A 14,849-nucleotide genomic window follows, 5' to 3' on the forward strand; every position below is an offset into this window, starting at 1 on the left:
ACGCTTATACTTTCGCGTCAAACAGGGACGAGTCATAGCGTGAAGCATTCACTGCCCCGCCGTATCCAGCTTTGGCCAGCCCCCGACAGGGACGTTCGATAGTGGCACTCGCCCTCACCCCCGAAATGATCCTGGTACTCGGGCTGGTGTGTTTCACCATGCTCATGCTGGTGCTGGAATGGATTCGCGCCGACATGGTGGCGCTGCTAGTGGTGGTGGTGATCGGCCTGACCGGCCTGATTCCTTCGGACCGTGTATTCAACGGCTTCGCCGGTAACGCCGTGATCGCGATCATCGCGATCATGATCATGGGCGCCGGACTCGACCGCGCCGGCGTGCTCGCCCTGACCGCACAATTCGTGATGCGCATGGCGCGCGGCAAGGAGTCGCGCCTCGGGGTGGTAATCAACGCGGTCACCAGCCTGTTTAGCGCGGTGATCCCCAGCCAGGCACTGGCCGCACTGATGATTCCGGTGACCAGCCGTCTCTCCGCGCGCACCGGCGTGCCGATTTCGCGACTGTTGTTGCCGATGGCGTTCTGCATCCTCACGGCGACCAACACCACGCTGATCGCGAACTCGCCGCTGATCGTGTTGAACGACCTGATCGCCAGCGCCAACGCCAACCTGCCACCGGGCGCGCAGACGGTGCCCAAGTTCGGCCTGTTCAGCGTAACGCCGGTCGGTCTCGCACTGGCGATCACGGGTGTGCTGTTCTTCTATCTGTTCACCAACAAGCTGTTGCCCGAGCGCGAAGACGAACGTCAAAAAGTCACGCCGGGCCGTACCGAAAGCTACTTTGCGGAAACCTACGGCATCGTCGGTGAAACCGCCGAGCTCACCGTCACCGCCGAAAGTCCGCTGGTTGGCATGAGCATCGGCGAAGTGGAGCAGCTGCATGGCGCACCACTGATCCTGGCGATCAAGAGCGGTAACGACGCACGCATGGCGCCGCCTGCGGATCAGGTGATTTGGGTCGGTTCGGTACTCGGCGTGCTGGGTCCGCGCGAAGAACTCAACCGGTTTGCCAACAACCAGCTATGCAAGGTTTCACCGCGCATGCGGCAGCTGGGTGAACTGTTCAATCCGACACGTGCGGGTATTTCCGAAGCGGTGATTCCGCCGAGTTCGCGCTTCCTCAAGCAATCCGTTGGCGACCTGCGTCTGCGCAAGCGCTACGGCATTTCCGTATTGGCCGTTACGCGCGGCGATCATATTTATCGCGACGACTTGCGCACGGTGAGCCTGCGCACCGGCGACACGCTGGTGTTGCATTCCAGCTGGCGCGCGCTGCAGGAAGTGTCCGAGGACAAAGATCTCGTCGTTGTCACCGACATTCCGCGCGAAGAGCAGCGCCCCAACAAGGTCTGGCAGGCAGTGGGCTTCTTTCTGCTCGCAAAGGGACTGGCGCTGTTCACCAATCTCGACCTTTCCATCGCCATGATGACCGGCGCCATCGGCATGCTGCTGAGCGGCGTGCTGAATATGGACGAGGCATACAAAGCGGTGAACTGGAAAACGATCTTCGTTACTGCCTGCCTGATTCCGCTGGGCTGGTCGATGGATTCCACCGGCACCGCTGCGTGGTTGGCGCAGGAAGTGTTGCTGCACTTGGGACATGCTTCGCCATGGATTTTGCAAACGTCGCTGGCCGTGCTCACGCTGTGCTTCTCGCAGGTGATGTCGAACGTGGGCGCCACAGTGATGATGGTGCCGGTGGCCATCAGCGTGGCCGTTGCCACAGGCGGCAATCCTTCGGCGTACGCGCTGATCGTCGCAGTGTCCTCATCCAACACCTTCCTGCTGAGCTCAGGCCATCCTGCCCTGATGATGGTGACCGGCCCCGGCGACTATCGCGCCAAGGATTTTCTACGTGCGGGCTTGCCGCTGACCTTTATCGTGCTGGTGATTACGCTGGTTGCCATTAACCTCATGTTTCGTTAATTCCCCTTATGTTTCATTAATTGCCCGTCCACGCCGAGCGAATCTTCTATGACCACTCATCCGCGCGAACCTCGTCTTGCCATCATCGGGCTCGGCTATGTCGGCCTACCGCTTGCGGCGGAATTCGGTCGATTGTTCGATACGCTCGGTTACGACATCGATGTAGCACGCGTGGACGCTTTGCGGCGCGGTGCGGATGACAATCAGGAAACCTCGGCCGACGAACTGGTCGCTGCACAACATCTGCGCTTCACCACAGACGTAGATGCATTACGGGATCGCAACGTGTTCATCATCACCGTGCCCACACCGGTGGACGAGCACAAACGCCCCGATTTCACGCCGTTGATCCGCGCCAGCCAGATGGTCGGCAGCGTGCTTCACAAGGATGACGTGGTGATCTACGAGTCCACCGTATATCCCGGCGCTACCGAGGAAATCTGCGTGCCCGAGTTGGAACGCGCATCGGGCTTGCGCTTCAATATCGATTTCACGGTGGGCTACAGCCCCGAACGCATCAATCCCGGCGATAGGCAACGTCGGCTCACGACTATTCCGAAGATCACGTCCGGCTCCACACCGGAGACGGCGGATTTCGTCGATGCGTTGTACACACGCATCATCACCGCTGGCACGCACAAGGCACCGAGCCTGAAGGTGGCGGAGGCGGCGAAGGTGATCGAAAACACGCAGCGCGATGCCAACATCGCGCTGATCAACGAATTCGCGCTGATCTTCCATCGGCTCGGCATCGACACGCAGGATGTGCTCGCCGCCGCCGGCACCAAATGGAACTTCCTGCCGTTCAGGCCTGGCCTGGTCGGTGGACATTGCATCGGCGTCGATCCGTACTACCTCATCCAGAAGGCGCAATCGACCGGTTACTACCCGGACATTCTGCTTGCCTGCCGCCGCATCAACGATGCGATGGGTCAGCATGTGGCGAGCGAAGTGATCAAGCTGATGGTGGGACAAGGTCACGCAATTCGTGGCTGCCGTGTGCTGGTGCTGGGCCTGACCTTCAAGGAAAACTGCCCCGACCTGCGCAATACGCGCGTTGTCGATCTTGTACGCGAACTGGAAAGCTACGGCGCATCGGTCGACGTGCACGATCCATGGGCCGATGCAGACGAGGCGCACAAGAGCTACGGTTTGACGTTGCTGCCCAACGTCGAGGCGAATGGCAGTTATGCCGCCGTCGTACTCGCGGTCGCGCACGAACAATTCAATCATGGCGGCAGTTACGACACGCGTGCATTCGCCATGCCTAACGGCGTCGTGTACGACATCAAGGGCGTGCTGCCGAAAGAGCAAGTCCACGGTCGTCTTTAAGACTTCTCCTGAAGGAGAAGGAAAAGAGGCGAATCAGATATCGAGCAGCACGTCGCCGTGTTCGACGCGCACGGGCACGGTGCGCAGGCTTTCACCACGACACGGACCGCCGTTGCATTCGCCGTTGTCGATGTTGAAGGACGCGCCATGCGCCGCACAAACCAGCATGCCGCGCGAGATCAGGAATTTGCCCGGCGCCCAATCCAGGCGACGACCGGCATGTGGACAGATGTTCAGCCATGCATTCACGCGCTCGCCCTGGCGTAGCAGGATCACGCTTTCCTCGCCATAAGGCAGCGTCACATCCAGCGCCATCGCTTCGCCGTCATGCATTTCGTCGAGCCGACATAAACGGCGGGGAGCGGTTGCTGTATCCATCGGCACTTGCCTCGCGGGCCCGAAGGCCTCATTGTTTCACGCGTAAGTCATTGATTTTAACACACGGATTTTTAACATGCGCATCGTACTTCCGCTGATGCATCGCCGCCGCCATCCGCTCGCCCAGGCGCTTTCCCTGGTGTTGGGTTTGTTCGTCATCGCCATTTTGATGGTGTTCGGGCTGGTCGTTGCCGGTGTGCTGATGGTCGGCGGTGCGCTGTGGCTGGTGTGGCGGCAGTGGAAGCGCGCCCATCTCACGAGCCCTTCGCGCAAGACGAGTCAACCCGACGTGCTGGAAGGCGAATACGTCGTTATCCGCAGTTCCCGTCCGGTCGCCCATTAAGCGCAAGATCCGGATGGTTAACGGACCCTACCGATCCTAAGCTGAAGGCATTCGCTATCGGATGCCGCCATGTCTGATCTATCCGCCAACCTCGATCATTCGCTGGAACGCGTCCGCGCGCTGATCGAACGCGCCGACGAAGCCCCCACCCTGGATGCCCTGGCCGACGTCGTGCGGCTCAGCCCTAGCCATCTGCAACGTGCGTTTCGCCGCCGCTATGGCATGAGCCCGGCCGAATACCATCGCGCCCGCCGTTTTGGCCAACTGAAAACGGCGTTGCGCAAAGGCGCCGCTGTGAGCGACGCCGTCTACGACGCAGGCTTCGGTTCCGGCAGCCGCGTATACGAACACAGCGATCGCCTGCTTGGCATGACACCCGCCAGTTACCGCGCAGGCGGTGCCGGTGCCAGCATTCGCTACACCACGACCGATACACCGCTGGGCCGTCTGCTGGTGGCCGCGACCACGCGCGGCATCTGCTCGGTGACGCTGGGCGCGGACGATGCCGAGTTGGAGACACGACTCGCCAACGAGTTCCCCAAAGCCACGCGCGAACGCGTGGATGCGGGCCGGGAGGAATGGCTCGACGCAGTGATTGCGCGCATCGCCAGCGAATTAGGTTGGAGCGATGCTGAAGCTCCCGCATTGCCACCGATCGACGTGGCCGCTACCGCCTTCCAATGGCGCGTGTGGCAAGCGCTCACGCGGATTCCTGCCGGCGAAACGCGCAGCTATAGCGAAGTGGCAGCCGAATTGGGCAGCCCGAAAGCGGCGCGGGCGATCGGGAATGCCTGTGGCAGCAACCGGCTGGCGCTGATCGTGCCCTGCCATCGCGTAGTACGTGAAGATGGCTCGCCCGGGGGCTGGCGCTGGGGGGTGGAGCGCAAGCGCGAACTGCTTGCCCGCGAGCATGGGCAGCTTGTCGATCCGCCACGGCAAGTCCGCGCAGCGCGCGCATGAGCCATTCTGCTGGCGACCATCGCCGCCAGCACTATCTTGACGGCGCCTCAAACCTGTCTTGCAAAAGACTCGCTACTGCATGCAGCCGCCCTCATCTATGTTGCATATACCCGTAGACTATGCCGCGTCTCCTCATGCGACACACTGTCAATCATTGAGCCGTTATGTCGACGCAGGTCGGGATGACGAGCCATTCCGCCCAAACCGTCATTGGCTTCTTCATGACCGATTCGTCCGCCACGCCTGTTGCAACGTTGCCACCCCCCATAGCGAACACGCGCGTGTTTATTCCGCTCAGCCTGTTCGCGCTGTACATCATCTGGGGCTCGACCTATCTCGGCATTCGCTTTGCGCTGGAAAGCTATCCGCCGTTCTTGCTTGCGGGTATGCGCTTCCTGTGCGCCGGCGTGCTGTTGTTCGGCTATTTGTGTTTACGCGGCACACCACTGCCGACGCGGCTGCAGTGGCGCAACGCCGCGTTCACCGGCATCTTGCTGCTGGGCTTCGGCAACGGACTGGTGTGCTTTGCCGAGCAGCACGTGAGTTCGGGTATCTCAGCGGTTGCAGTGGCCAGCGTACCGTTGTTTGCCGCGTTGTTTTCCGGTTTGTACGGCGCATGGCCGAATCGACGTGAAAACATAGGACTGGTGATCGGCTTCATCGGCGTGATCGTGCTTAACCTCGGCAGCAATCTGTCCGGCTCGCGATTGGGTGCGGCGGCCTTGCTGATGGCTTCGTGTTGTTGGGCCTTCGGCTCGATATGGAGCAAACACCAGGACATGCCTGCCGGTCCAATGAACACTGCCGCGCAGATGCTCTGCGCTGGCATCGCACTGCTTGTCGTCGGCTTCGGCGGCGGTGAACAGCTGCCGGTGCATCCGACCCTGCGCGCTACGCTGGCCATCGGTTATCTCGTCGTGTTCGGTTCGCTTATTGCGTTCAGTGCTTACCTTTATGTGCTGAAGCATGCACGCCCGGTACTGGCGACCAGCTATGCCTATGTGAATCCGTCCGTGGCAGTGCTGTTCGGCGTGTTGCTCGCGGGCGAACATGTCGGGCCATTCGATCTCACCGGCATGGCGATCATTGTGCTTGGCGTGATCACCATCACTGTAGTGCGGCAGCGGCAGACGCGCTAAGAAACGGTAGCCTTATCTGATCCATAAGAAACAGGAGCGCAAGCGAATGCCTGCGCTCCTGCCAACGCATTACAGCTCACGCAACGCCGTCGTAACCGGCAATCGCGCGGCTCGCACGGCGGGGAACAATCCGCCGACGAAACCGATGGCAAGTGCCCACTTCAAACCTTCCCACAGCAGCTCTGGCGTCACTTTGAAGGTAAACGCGAGCTGCCCGGTGGAGCCGGTTGCCAAAGTGGAAGCCGTCCAGCCATTGAAGATGAGCCAAGCCAGCAAGCCGCCGACGAGCCCGCCAAGCAGGGCCAGCAGCATGGTTTCCAACATCACGGCCACCACGACCGGTACACCGCGAAAACCGATCGCGCGCAATGTGGCAATTTCCCGAGCGCGTGCAGCGACGGCTGCGAACATCGTGTTGAGCGCACCGAAGATGGCACCGATCGCCATGATCGAACCCACGGTGATGCCCATGATGCGCATCACCTTGCTCATCCCTTCGGATTGCTTGCTGAAGTAGTTGAGCGTGGTGTCCACATCCACTTGCAGACGCGGATCGCCAGTCAGCGCGGCCTTGAACGCATCCATGGCTTTGGCGTCGGTGAGCTTGGCAAACACCGAAGTACGGCTGCTGCCGCGACGATAGGTTTCCGCCACGACGCCTGCATCGCCCCAAATTTCCGAGTCGTACGCATCGCCGGAGGCAAACACACCAACTACGCTCCAGGTTTGCGTGCCGAGTTTTACTTCATGCCCTGGCTCCAGACCCACGAACTGCCGCTGCGCACCCTGCCCTACCACCAGCTCGCGCATGCCGGGTTTGAACGCGCGGCCCGCGATGATCTTGACGTTGGGGCGCAATGCCCACGCCTGATCGTCGACGCCGCGCACCTGCACGCTGCCTTCATCGCCCGGCGCACCACGTTTCACGGGCAGATTGGCCGCCACGACGATCTCACCCGATGCGATCGGCTTGCCCTGCTTATCGTGCGCGATGCCGGGCTCTTGCTCGATGACCAGGATGCTGTCGCGCGTCAGCACCGAACTGACCTCGCTGGCCGAACCGCCGCGCAACACGATCGCGGTATCGTCACTGCCGGTCTTACGCAGGGTTTCGCTATAGCCCTCGCCCATCGCCAACAGCGCCACCAACACACCCACTACGCCAGCGATGCCGATGACGACCACGGACGAGGAACCCAGGCGCTGCCTGAGGGTGCTGACGCCCACGCCGGTCACCGACGCGGCCTGCCGACCACGCCGGCTAAGTGCCATCCATACTGCGAACACCACTACCAGTACCAGCACTGCATACCATGGCAATTGCACCCACACGTACAGTGTGACGACCAGGATCGCCAACACGAGAAGATTGAAAAGAAAGGTCATGATCTCGACTCCTGTCACCGGCCAGCCAGCGCATCGACAATGTTCAGGCGCATGGCCCGCCATGCGGGAATAGCACCTACCACCACACCTATCGCCAGCATCAACACGATGCCCAGCAACCAGCTGTTCGCGCCTACCGTGGGCAGATTCAGCATGCCGCCGCTGTTGGCGCTGACGCCGGGAATCAACACCGTCGCCAAACCGATACCGATCACGCCACCCAGCAACACAAGCAGCACGGATTCGGCCAATACCATCGCCAGCACACCACGATCGGAAAAGCCCAGCGTTTTCAGCACGGCCAATTCCGATGTGCGTTCGCGTACCGCCTGCATCATCGTGTTGCCCGTCAACAGCAGCAACGTGAAGAACACTGCGCCCATGATCGAACCGACGATCAGGCCGATATCGGCCAACTGCTTCATCCAGGACGCTGTCGCTGCCGCTTCGGTCTGCGTGCGGGTTTCATGGTCGGAATTGGCCGATACGGCATCGATGGCCCTCGCCACCTGGTCCGCCTGATTCACGTCGTTGACGCGCGTGACGTACCAGCCCACCTGGCCATTGTTGTAGCCCTTCAATACGGCATCGTCGAAATACTTCCAGTGCATCAGGATGATCTGGCCGTAAAAACTCACACTCTGTTCCATGGGATGCAGAACCCCAACGATGTTGAACGTCCAGTTCTTGCTGCCGTTCTGCTGCGGAAAGATGTTCGATTGCAGCGGAATCTGGTCGCCGATTTTCCAGTGGTATTTCTCCATCAGCTTTTCGCCGACCAGGATGCCGGTGCGCGTGTTCGAGAACGCTTTGCGCGCGTCGTCGCTAACCGCCACCTCTGGATACTGGTCGATGTAGCTATCGCTAACGGCGAAGGTGAACACCTGATTGTGCGGATCCTGATACGCCCCGCCGAACCAGTTGGCATAGGCCACCGATTTGACGCCGGGCACAGTGGCGATCTTCTCGCCCAAGCCCTGCGGCAAGGTATCGATAAACGACAACTTGGAGCCCGTCTGCAAACGTTGCGCGCCGTTGGCGCTTTTGCCCGCCTGATCGAACGACATGCGCACTGCGTCAAGCATGCCGAATAGCAGAAATGCCGCCGCGATCGATACCAGCGTGAGCAGCGTGCGGGTCTTGCGCCGAAACAGCGCAGCCCAAATGAGATGGAAGTATTTCATCACCGTCTCCTCAGGCGATCGCCTGTTCGACCAGAGTGCCCTTGTCCAGATGCAGCGTGTGGTTGGCGTACTCGGCAGCCTTCGGATCATGCGTGACCATCACGATGGTCTTGCCATGCTCGCGATTGAGCTGACGCAGCAGTCCCAGCACTTCTTCGGCCGATTGACGATCCAGGTCACCGGTCGGCTCGTCGCACACCAGCAAGTTGGGATCTGAAACGATGGCGCGCGCGATCGCCACGCGTTGCTGCTGACCACCGGAGAGTTCGGTCGGCTTGTGCGACGCGCGGTCGGCCAATCCAACCAGCTGCAATGCAATGGATGCATTCTTGCGACGCTGCGAACCGGACAACTTGGTCAGAAGCAGCGGCAGCTCGACATTTTTCTGTGCGCTCAACATCGGCATCAGATTGTAGAACTGGAACACGAAGCCCACGTTCGATGCGCGCCAGCGCGCCAAGGCACCCGCGCCGAATTGATCGATGCGTTGTCCGGCAACCGTGATGCTTCCGCCTGTAGGCGTATCGAGGCCACCGACAAGATTCAACAAGGTCGTTTTGCCCGAACCAGAAGGTCCCATCAGCGCAAGGAAATCACCTTCGGCAATGTCGAGATTGATGTGATGCAGTACTTCGACTTTTTGTTTACCGCGCTCGTAGACTTTGGAAAGATCGCGGATCTCAATCAACGTACCCATAGCTACAGCCTCCAGAGTGGAACCAAATAAGGGCCGGCGCATCAGCAGCGCGAGCCGGTTTTCTGTCGTGGTTACTGGGTTTGTACGCTTACGTCCGAACCGTCATGCAAGTCTTCCGGTGGCGACACCACCACGTTATCCCCAGCGTTGACTGACGCGGGGATCAGACGCAGATCGCCAAAATCCTGCGCCGCGGGCTGCACCGACTGGCGATGAGCCTTGCCATCCGTAACGATGAAAACGCTGTCGCCGCCGTCACGTTTGACTATGGCCTTGGCCGGCACCAAAACGCCCTTCGTTGCTCGCGCGGCGGCGACAGGCTTCGCTTCCAGAAACGAGACGCGAACACCCATGTCAGGCACAATGCGCGCATCTTTTTGTTCCATCGCCACACGCACTTTTACCGTGGCCTTGCCGCGATCGGCAGCCGGTACGATCGCGATGACATGTGCGGGGATCTTCCAGTCCGGATAGGCATCGAGCACTGCTTCGGCCGGCATGCTTGGCGTGACCCGCCCGATATAGGCTTCGTTGACGTCCACGTCGACTTCCAGCGAATCCATGTCCACGATGGTGCCGATACCGGTGCGCGTGAAGCCACCGCCTGCCGAGAACGGCGAGATGATTTCGCCGACCTGCGCATCCTTGGTGGTAATCACGCCATCGAACGGTGCGTGTACAACGCAATAGTCGAAGTTCACTTGCGCTTCGACTACTTGGGCATCAGAAGCTACGGCCTGCTTTTGTTGCGACGCCAGTTGGGCGCGAGTGCCATCGGCCAGCGTGTGTGCCTGTTCGGCGGTCTGTTTCGATACCAAACCTTGCTTGGCTAGTGCATCGTCACGCGCCGCATCACGCAGATTCTGAGTCAGCTGCGACTGGTATTGATTCACCAGCGCATGAGCCGCCTTGGCCTGCGCCACAGCGGTATCGAGCGCGGCCTTGTATTCGCTGTCATCCAGCTTTGCCAGCACCTGGCCCTTCTTGACGTGATCGCCCTCTTCGATCAGTACGGCGGTCAGCGTGCCGGTGAGCTGGGCTGAGACGGTTGCCTGGCGGCGCGCCGTGACATAGCCCGTCGCCTGTAAGACGGCGCCGGCGCCGGGATCATTCGCTGCTGGCACGGCCGCGACGGTATGCACCGGTACGGCACGGTGGCCTAGCAGCCACCAGCTGCCGGCGCCGATCGCCAGCAAAATCATTACCGTTGCTCCGACGATCCACGGCCAGCGACTGGGACCGTGGCCGTGGTCCTCGCGCTGATGGCGTTCGATACGTAGTTCCTTCAGAAGATCGGTATTGCTCACCCGTATGCTCCATGGTCCCTGTAGTGGCGCAAGATAGTAGGTTGCCCATGCGGCTACCACGTGCGCCCATCAACCGTTATCGATGACAGCTGTCATGTCTTATGACGTATGAATGGGGGGCGGATCGACAACATGTACGAATCATTGCTGCCGTGCAATGCAATTGGCACTGTCGCCACATGCGATCGCGACTTGGCTTGCGCGTGGCTGACCTTTGACGCGCACCCTTTCTGCAGTCCGCCGCCATACCGATCACGGCTACTGCTTCTGCGGAAAAGAGCATAGCTGCTAACCTTGACCGATGCGCTACGTTATCGATGCCCCCGCCGTCCCCAGCCTTCCGGTTATTGGCCGCGAAGAACGTTTCCCGGTTCGCCGCGTGTTCTGCATCGGCCGCAATTACGCCGAGCACGCGCGCGAGATGGGCGCGACCGTAGACGCCTCGATGCCCATGTTCTTCTGCAAGCCGGCCGATGCCGTGGTTACCGATGGCGCCGATGTGCCTTATCCCCAGGCTACGTCGGATCTGCATCATGAAGTGGAAATGGTAGTGGCGTTGAAAGCCGGCGGCCGCGACCTGGATGCAACTCGGGCCGCTGCCGCGGTATTCGGCTATGGCGTCGGGCTCGACCTGACGCGCCGCGATTTGCAAGCCATCGCCAAAGCGAAGAGTCACCCGTGGGATGTCGCCAAAGGGTTCGATCATTCCGCACCGGTCTCTGCTTTGTGTCCGGCGAACGAGACCTCGCTGAACGCAGACACCGCGATCAACCTGTATGTGAATGATACGTTGCGCCAGCAGGGTCGGCTTGGAGAGATGGTGCACGGTGTCGTTGAGATCATCGTAACCCTGTCCACCTTGTTTGAACTCAAGCCAGGCGACCTGATCTTCACGGGCACGCCGGCCGGCGTGGCTGCGCTTCAGCGTGGCGATCGATTCCATGCCGAACTGCACGGCGTCGCTACGCTGGATGGCCGCATCGTCTGAAGGCAACGTTTGCTGTCTTGCCGCAGCGAAAGCCCTGTCTGCACGCCACCTGCTGCGTTAAAGTCGGAAGCGCCATCCGGCTTACCACCTCGGGGAGATGACAATGAGCATGCTGCAGGAGTTCAAGGAATTTGCCATGCGCGGCAACGTGGTCGACATGGCGGTGGGTATCGTCATCGGTGCTGCGTTCGGCAAGATTGTGACCTCGCTGGTTAGCGACGTGATCATGCCGCCGATCGGCTGGCTCACCGGCGGCATCGATTTCTCGGCCATGAAATGGGTGATCAAACCGGCCGACGACAGTAACCCGGCGCACAAGATTGCTGAGATCGCCATCAACTACGGTAGCTTCGTCAATACGATTATCGCGTTCGTGATCGTTGCATTCGCCATCTTCATCCTGGTCAAGATCATCAATAGGTTCTACACCAAGGCCGCCGCAGCTACGCCGGCGGACGTGGCCTTGCTCACCGAGATTCGCGATCTACTGAAAAATCGGCAGTAACGTCCGCTTGCCGCGCGGGCGTGACTTCCGGCCTAAGCACAGCTTGGCGCGAGCCCCATAATCGGGGCTCGCTACCAGGAGTCGCCCGATGCAACGCCCCGCTTTAACCCTGATTGCCGCCAGCCTGATGCTGGCTAACGGCTTCGCCCATGCTGCCGATGCGCCCACCGCCATACCCGGCACCGCGGTTAAAACCGCGGAACAGTTGCGCGACAAGGCCATGCACGATGACACGGCCTACAAGGTTGTCGAATCGCTGACCACCGAAGTCGGTTCACGTATGGCCGGTAGCGTAAACGACCCGCGCGCCCGCGAATGGGCCATCGCCAAGTTCAAAGCGCTGGGTTTCGACAAGGTCTATACGGAGCCGGTGACCTACCCGTTGTGGGAGCGCCACAGCGAGCATGGCGCGATCGTCGCGCCCTTTCCGCAGCCGCTCACGCTGATCGCCCTGGGCTATTCGCCGGGCACACCCAAGGACGGCCTCACTGCGCAAGTCGTGCAGTTCGTCAGCCTGGATGCCCTGAAGGCAGCCGATCCGGCCAGCGTAAAGGGCAAGATCGTCTACATCGGCGAGCGCATGCAGCGGCACAAGGAGGGGACCGATTACGGCCGAATCGGCTCGCCCATTCGCGTGCAAGGCCCGGTGATCGCGCAGGCGAAGGGGGCGGCTGGCTTCCTGCTGCGTTCGGCCGGTACTGACGCCAACAGCCGCACACCACACACGGGTGTCACGGGCTTCACGGATCCCACCAAGGCGATTCCCGCCGCGGCGCTGTCGAACCCTGATGCGGATCAGCTCGAACGCGTATTGGCGTACGGCAAGCCGGTGACGGTGAAGCTCGATCTGGACTGCGGCATCGTCGGCCAATACACCGGTTACAACGTGATCGGCGAGATCACTGGACGCAAATACCCCGATCAGGTGGTAGCCATCGGCGGCCATCTCGATTCCTGGGATCCGGGCACGGGCGCCATCGACGACGGCGCCGGCGTAGCCATTGCGCTGGGCGCTGCGAAGCTGATTCACGATTTGCCTCAGCGTCCGGATCGCACGGTTCGCGTGATCGCGTTCGCTAACGAGGAAATGGGTCTGTGGGGCGGTCGCGCTTATGCAGACAAACATGCTGCGGAAGTCGGCAAGTTCCAGCTTGGTTCCGAGTCGGATCTGGGCGCTGCCCCCGTATGGCGGATGAGCGCGAGCGTGAAGCCGCAAGCGCGGAAAGCCGTCGAGCAGATCGCCAAGGTGCTCGCGCCGGTCGGCGTTGCCTACGATCCCAAGCGTCCAGGCGGCGGTGGATCGGATCTATCGCAGATGCACCAGAAAGGCATGGCTGCACTGACGCTTGACCAGGATGCCACCTATTACTTCGACTGGCATCACACCGCCAACGACACGCTGGACAAGATCGACCCGCAACAGTTGGCGCAGAACGTGGCGGTGTACGCCGTGTTCACCTACATGGCTGCGCAGGCTGACGGGGATTTCGGCTCCGCACCAGGCGCCTTCGCTGGCGATGGCGCTGGCGACTGAGTAGGCGCGTCCGCCCATGAAGCAAAAAAAAGGCGGCCGATGGCCGCCTTTTTTTGCTGGCATTCTGCGCAACGTTATTCGGCTTCGTCGCTTTCGGCAGGCGTTTCCGTAGTATCCAGCGCCTGCAAATTTTCTTTGAGGCGGGTCATCACGTCCATCGCCTGGGACATTTCTTCGAAGGTGATGCCTGTCGTGCATTCGCGGCGCAATTCGTAGGCGATCTGCTCCATATCGTCGATTACCCCGCTGGCCTGCGTGGTGGTGTACAGACGCCAGGCGCGGCGATCTTTAGGGTCCGGGCGCCGCTCGACGAATCCGGCCGCCTGCAGACGGTCGATGACGCGACCCACTGCGATCGGTTCCATTTCAAGGAATTCGGCCAGCTCCGTCTGGCGCAGACCCTCGCGGTGATACAGCACTTTGGTGGCGCGCCACTGCGCGCGCGTCAACCCGAATTTCACCGCGCGCCGATCAAAATGTTTGCGGAACAGCAGAGTGATGTCGTTGAGCAAGTAGCCGAAGGAAATGTCTTCCGTTTTCGCCATGATGTGTAGCACTCTGGGTATCACGTTAGCCAAGCATAAGCCGAAACGGGCTGAACTTATGTCGTCTATGACCGTCGTTACTGGCGACCTTACCCGACTAACTCTGGACGCCATCGTAAACGCCGCCAATCCAGGCCTGCTGGGCGGTGGCGGGGTGGACGGGGCGATCCATCGCGCTGCCGGCCCCTCGCTATTGGCAGCCTGCCGTGCGCTACCGGAAATAGCGCCCGGCGTGCGCTGCCCTACCGGTGAAGCGCGATTGACGCCGGGTTTCGCATTGCCAGCCCGCTACGTGATTCACACCGTTGGTCCGGTATGGCACGGCGGTCATGATGGAGAGGACGAGCTGCTGGCAAGCTGCTATCGCGCCTGCGTGGTGCTGGCGATTCAGCACGATCTGCACAGCATCGGTTTTCCAGCCATTAGCTGCGGTGTCTACGGCTTTCCAGCGGAACGTGCAGCGAACGTGGCGATCGACACATTGCGCGATCTTTTGGCCAGTCATTCTGATTTGGATGTGCGGCTCTGCTGCTTCGACGATCGCATGTCGGTCATTTGGCAGCGCGCGCTCACTCAAGCTTGAGGGATATCAAGCATCGTTTATAACG

General features: G+C 60.7%; 15 protein-coding genes. 9 read left to right on the plus strand and 6 right to left on the minus strand.

The genetic code is table 11. From position 1 onward, the window contains the following. Window positions 1-125: 125 nt before the first annotated feature. Together QQL64_RS14155 and QQL64_RS14160 are read left to right on the plus strand one after the other, a co-directional pair. Window positions 126-1,943 carry an SLC13 family permease gene (locus QQL64_RS14155; protein ID WP_284402195.1) on the plus strand — a complete coding sequence of 606 codons (1,818 nt, stop codon included), beginning with the start codon at window positions 126-128 and terminating at the stop codon, window positions 1,941-1,943. 48 nt (window positions 1,944-1,991) lie between these two features. Next, window positions 1,992-3,275 carry a nucleotide sugar dehydrogenase gene (locus QQL64_RS14160; protein WP_284400844.1) on the plus strand — a complete coding sequence of 428 codons (1,284 nt, stop codon included), beginning with the start codon at window positions 1,992-1,994 and terminating at the stop codon, window positions 3,273-3,275. Between the two features lie 33 nt (window positions 3,276-3,308). Here the strand turns inward: QQL64_RS14160 and QQL64_RS14165 are convergent, their stop codons facing one another. Then, on the minus strand, window positions 3,309-3,653 hold the full coding sequence (locus QQL64_RS14165) for a Rieske (2Fe-2S) protein (protein ID WP_284400845.1): 345 nt from the start codon (window positions 3,651-3,653) through the stop codon (window positions 3,309-3,311). Window positions 3,654-3,729: 76 nt separating this feature from the next. Here QQL64_RS14165 and QQL64_RS14170 point away from each other — a divergent pair, with 76 nt between their 5' ends. The 3 genes from QQL64_RS14170 (at window position 3,730) to yedA (ending at window position 6,095) form a co-directional block, all read left to right on the plus strand. After that, window positions 3,730-3,996 (plus strand): hypothetical protein, encoded by a 267-nt coding sequence (locus tag QQL64_RS14170; RefSeq protein ID WP_284400846.1) that lies wholly within the window; start codon window positions 3,730-3,732, stop codon window positions 3,994-3,996. 69 nt (window positions 3,997-4,065) lie between these two features. After that, window positions 4,066-4,956: a methylated-DNA--[protein]-cysteine S-methyltransferase gene (locus tag QQL64_RS14175; protein WP_284400847.1), complete on the plus strand. Its 891-nt coding sequence runs from the start codon at window positions 4,066-4,068 to the stop codon at window positions 4,954-4,956. A 221-nt stretch (window positions 4,957-5,177) separates the two neighbouring features. Continuing rightward, window positions 5,178-6,095: a drug/metabolite exporter YedA gene (gene yedA / locus QQL64_RS14180; protein ID WP_284402197.1), complete on the plus strand. Its 918-nt coding sequence runs from the start codon at window positions 5,178-5,180 to the stop codon at window positions 6,093-6,095. A 69-nt stretch (window positions 6,096-6,164) separates the two neighbouring features. Here the strand turns inward: yedA and QQL64_RS14185 are convergent, their stop codons facing one another. The 4 genes from QQL64_RS14185 to QQL64_RS14200 all read right to left on the minus strand — a co-directional run bounded on the left by QQL64_RS14185 (window position 6,165) and on the right by QQL64_RS14200 (window position 10,669). Next, on the minus strand, window positions 6,165-7,481 hold the full coding sequence (locus tag QQL64_RS14185) for an ABC transporter permease (RefSeq protein WP_284400849.1): 1,317 nt from the start codon (window positions 7,479-7,481) through the stop codon (window positions 6,165-6,167). A gap of 14 nt (window positions 7,482-7,495) precedes the next feature. Then, complete coding sequence (locus QQL64_RS14190; RefSeq protein ID WP_284400850.1) at window positions 7,496-8,665, minus strand: ABC transporter permease; 1,170 nt, start codon at window positions 8,663-8,665, stop codon at window positions 7,496-7,498. A 10-nt stretch (window positions 8,666-8,675) separates the two neighbouring features. Beyond that, window positions 8,676-9,362 (minus strand): ABC transporter ATP-binding protein, encoded by a 687-nt coding sequence (locus QQL64_RS14195; RefSeq protein ID WP_284400851.1) that lies wholly within the window; start codon window positions 9,360-9,362, stop codon window positions 8,676-8,678. 71 nt (window positions 9,363-9,433) lie between these two features. After that, window positions 9,434-10,669 (minus strand): efflux RND transporter periplasmic adaptor subunit, encoded by a 1,236-nt coding sequence (locus tag QQL64_RS14200; protein WP_284400852.1) that lies wholly within the window; start codon window positions 10,667-10,669, stop codon window positions 9,434-9,436. Window positions 10,670-10,970: 301 nt separating this feature from the next. Between QQL64_RS14200 and QQL64_RS14205 the strand changes: the two genes are divergently transcribed. From QQL64_RS14205 to QQL64_RS14215, 3 genes are all read left to right on the plus strand, one after another. Further along, window positions 10,971-11,657 (plus strand): fumarylacetoacetate hydrolase family protein, encoded by a 687-nt coding sequence (locus QQL64_RS14205; RefSeq protein WP_284400854.1) that lies wholly within the window; start codon window positions 10,971-10,973, stop codon window positions 11,655-11,657. Window positions 11,658-11,760: 103 nt separating this feature from the next. Next, window positions 11,761-12,162 carry a large-conductance mechanosensitive channel protein MscL gene (gene mscL / locus QQL64_RS14210; protein ID WP_284400855.1) on the plus strand — a complete coding sequence of 134 codons (402 nt, stop codon included), beginning with the start codon at window positions 11,761-11,763 and terminating at the stop codon, window positions 12,160-12,162. An 88-nt stretch (window positions 12,163-12,250) separates the two neighbouring features. Next, entirely contained in the window at window positions 12,251-13,696 is a 1,446-nt protein-coding gene (locus QQL64_RS14215) for a M20/M25/M40 family metallo-hydrolase (protein WP_284400856.1), read from the plus strand. A 74-nt stretch (window positions 13,697-13,770) separates the two neighbouring features. Here the strand turns inward: QQL64_RS14215 and QQL64_RS14220 are convergent, their stop codons facing one another. Beyond that, the gene (locus tag QQL64_RS14220; RefSeq protein WP_284400858.1) at window positions 13,771-14,241 is read right to left on the minus strand and encodes a MarR family winged helix-turn-helix transcriptional regulator; all 471 of its coding nucleotides are present in this window, start codon (window positions 14,239-14,241) and stop codon (window positions 13,771-13,773) included. A gap of 58 nt (window positions 14,242-14,299) precedes the next feature. Here QQL64_RS14220 and QQL64_RS14225 point away from each other — a divergent pair, with 58 nt between their 5' ends. Then, window positions 14,300-14,824 (plus strand): O-acetyl-ADP-ribose deacetylase, encoded by a 525-nt coding sequence (locus tag QQL64_RS14225; RefSeq protein ID WP_284400859.1) that lies wholly within the window; start codon window positions 14,300-14,302, stop codon window positions 14,822-14,824. Window positions 14,825-14,849: the final 25 nt, after the last annotated feature.

The sequence above is a fragment of the Dyella lipolytica genome (genome assembly GCF_030160075.1).
Taxonomy (GTDB): domain Bacteria; phylum Pseudomonadota; class Gammaproteobacteria; order Xanthomonadales; family Rhodanobacteraceae; genus Dyella_B; species Dyella_B lipolytica.

Bases quoted from the DNA above. Each gene is read 5' to 3' on its own strand.
- QQL64_RS14155 (WP_284402195.1), top strand. From the start codon at position 126: ATGATCCTGGTACTCGGGCTGGTGTGTTTCACCATGCTCATGCTGGTG.
- QQL64_RS14160 (WP_284400844.1), top strand. From the start codon at position 1,992: ATGACCACTCATCCGCGCGAACCTCGTCTTGCCATCATCGGGCTCGGC.
- QQL64_RS14165 (WP_284400845.1), bottom strand. From the start codon at position 3,653: ATGGATACAGCAACCGCTCCCCGCCGTTTATGTCGGCTCGACGAAATG.
- QQL64_RS14170 (WP_284400846.1), top strand. From the start codon at position 3,730: ATGCGCATCGTACTTCCGCTGATGCATCGCCGCCGCCATCCGCTCGCC.
- QQL64_RS14175 (WP_284400847.1), top strand. From the start codon at position 4,066: ATGTCTGATCTATCCGCCAACCTCGATCATTCGCTGGAACGCGTCCGC.
- yedA (WP_284402197.1), top strand. From the start codon at position 5,178: ATGACCGATTCGTCCGCCACGCCTGTTGCAACGTTGCCACCCCCCATA.
- QQL64_RS14185 (WP_284400849.1), bottom strand. From the start codon at position 7,481: ATGACCTTTCTTTTCAATCTTCTCGTGTTGGCGATCCTGGTCGTCACA.
- QQL64_RS14190 (WP_284400850.1), bottom strand. From the start codon at position 8,665: ATGAAATACTTCCATCTCATTTGGGCTGCGCTGTTTCGGCGCAAGACC.
- QQL64_RS14195 (WP_284400851.1), bottom strand. From the start codon at position 9,362: ATGGGTACGTTGATTGAGATCCGCGATCTTTCCAAAGTCTACGAGCGC.
- QQL64_RS14205 (WP_284400854.1), top strand. From the start codon at position 10,971: ATGCGCTACGTTATCGATGCCCCCGCCGTCCCCAGCCTTCCGGTTATT.
- mscL (WP_284400855.1), top strand. From the start codon at position 11,761: ATGAGCATGCTGCAGGAGTTCAAGGAATTTGCCATGCGCGGCAACGTG.
- QQL64_RS14215 (WP_284400856.1), top strand. From the start codon at position 12,251: ATGCAACGCCCCGCTTTAACCCTGATTGCCGCCAGCCTGATGCTGGCT.
- QQL64_RS14220 (WP_284400858.1), bottom strand. From the start codon at position 14,241: ATGGCGAAAACGGAAGACATTTCCTTCGGCTACTTGCTCAACGACATC.
- QQL64_RS14225 (WP_284400859.1), top strand. From the start codon at position 14,300: ATGTCGTCTATGACCGTCGTTACTGGCGACCTTACCCGACTAACTCTG.